Here is a 2645-nt window from a genome sequence, read left to right on the forward strand (position 1 = left end):
TTGTGTTTCTGATAGCGTCACGCTTGGTACGGATTCGATGGTTGGAATATCACCATCAGTAATGGTCAGAGTGACCGTTGACGTCACCACATCGTTATCTAAATCGCTTGAGGTCACCACTATCGACTTGACGATATCTTCGCTAACCGTGTGGTCTAGATTACGATTTGGCTCAAAGCGTACTTCACCTTCAATAGTGATGAACAACTCACCCTCTGTGAAGCTAAATTGCTGCTCACCTGAAATGCTTTGATCCAGTGTTCGAACTTGACCGTCATACGTAAACTGAGTGATCGTCGCACCATCGGCACTCTGCTCTGGCATCACATCAATGGTACTGGTTGTCACTGTGCCGTCTGCAAGATTTGGCTCAGTGATATCTAACGTACCATCTTGCATGATTTGAACATCATCACCGATGGTCACATTCAGTTGAGAAACCAAAGAATCATCGCCATCGCTGTCTACTGCATAAACAGGCAGGTCAAAGCTCAAACTGTTATTCACCAGACCATCTTCGTGGTCAAGCGCTTCAAGTAACGTAAATGTGTATTGACCTAGATTTGTACCAGAGAAGGTAACGGTAAAGACGTTGGTTTCAACATCCGACGCGTCTTTAACAAAACCGATGTAATCGCCAGCACTGTTAGGATCTTCTTTTAGCTGAACCGCCAAGTTGTTTGACGTTAACGTACCTAGAGTATTGAACTCTGTTGGCTCGATACGGAACGACTCAACATCGTCACTCTCATGAGTAAACTGAATGACTTTGGTGTCACTGACCGCAGAATTCGACGGATCAGAGCCATCGGCTAGATTCGTTTCAGATAGTGAAATTGGTGGAATGACATCAATGGTTGGAACATCACCGTCCGTAATCGTAAGCGTCACTGTCGAGGTAAGAACGTCATCATCACCATCGCTTGACGTCACAACGATATTTCTAACGATATCGCCAGCCGAGTGGTCTAAATCTCGGTTCGGCTCAAAGCGCACTTCCCCTTGAGTCGTAATAAACAGTGAGCCTTCGGTGAAGGTAAACTCTTGCTCGGTCGCATCATTCGGGTCTAGAGAGTAAGCGGTGCCGTCATAGGTAAATTGAGTCACGCTCGCGCCATCGGCACTCGCGAATGTTAATACATCGAAAACGGATGTCGTTGGCGTACCTGCAGCTAAGTCGGCGACAGTAGGCTCTTCAATCGTCAGATCACCACTTGCCATCACTTGAACATCATCAGTAATCGTCACCGATAGCGGTGACATTAACGAGTCATCACCATCGGTATCAACCGCGTAAACTGGCAAGTTAAATGTTAGGTCGTTATTGCCTTGAATTGGTGTGTGGTCAATCGCTTCCAGAAGAGTGAAGGTGTATTCACCCAAAGTGGAACTGCTGAAATCGAGAGTAAACACCGTGGTTTCGACATTCGAAATATCGGTCGTGAAGCCAATATAATTGCCAGAGCCTGTTGGTTCTTCTCGAATCTCAATGATCAAGCCGTCTGACTTGAGCGCGTTGTTAGTATTAAACTCACTTGGTTCTAAACGGAATTTCTCAACATCGTCGCTTTGATTAGTGAACGAGATGGTTTCTGTTTGACTCACTGCCCCCATGATTGGTGACGAGCCATCCGCTAAATCTGCTTCAGCAAGCGCGATGCTTGGTACCGATTCAATGGTTGGGATATCACCATCAATAATCGTCAGTGTGACAGTGGCCGTTTCAACATCCACATCACCATCGCTTGACGTAAAGACGAGAGATTTAACGATATCGCCATCTTCGTGGTCTAAATCACGGTTCGGCTCAAAGCGCACGTTACCTTCGATGGTGACGAACACATCACCCTCAGTGAACGTAAATTTCTGCTCACCTGTGATTGTTGGATCTAAGATTTGAGCCGTGCCACCGTCATAGGTGAACTGGGTAATCACTGCGCCATCGGCACTTTGCGCTGTCATTACATCAATCGTATTGGTGGTCACCGTCCCGTCAGCTAAATTCGGCTCGGTAATACCGAGCGTACCGTTCGCCATGATTTGGGCGTCATCACCAATGGTCACCGACAACGGAGTCATTAATGAATCATCACCATCTGAGTCGACGGCATAAACTGGCAAATCGAAGGTCAGTTCGTTGTTATCTAAGCCATCGGCATGGTCTAACGCCTCAAGCAACGTGAAGGTGTATTCACCCAACGTGGTACCTGAGAAGCTTAAGCTGAAGACAGGAACGTCCGTTCCACCGTCATCAATAAAGCCGACATAGATGCCTGAGTCTGCTGGGTCTTCTTTAAGCTCAACCGCAATGTTGTTCGACGTTAACGCACCACCCACATTGAACTCAGTTGGTTCGATTCGGAACTTCTCGACATCATCACTTTGGTTGGTAAACGAGATAGTCTCGGTTTGGCTCACCGCACTGCCGCTTGGTGTCGAGCCATCAGAAAGTTGTGTTTCTGATAGCGTCACGCTTGGTACGGATTCGATGGTTGGAATATCACCATCGGTAATGGTCAGAACAACCGTCGCCGTTTCAACATCCACATCGCCATCGCTTGAGGTCACGACAATCGATTTGACGATGTCTTCGCTAACCGTGTGGTCTAGATTGCGGTTTGGTTCGAAGCGTACTTCACCTTCAA

1 pseudogene is annotated in these 2645 nt (G+C 47.2%); it reads right to left on the reverse strand.

Going from position 1 to position 2645, the window contains the following annotated elements:
* Nucleotides 1-2645: pseudogene (locus AB4486_RS23145) on the reverse strand (hypothetical protein); the annotation flags it as partial.

Source organism: Vibrio sp. 10N.222.55.C6 (assembly GCF_041473395.1).
Lineage (GTDB): Bacteria > Pseudomonadota > Gammaproteobacteria > Enterobacterales > Vibrionaceae > Vibrio > Vibrio crassostreae_C.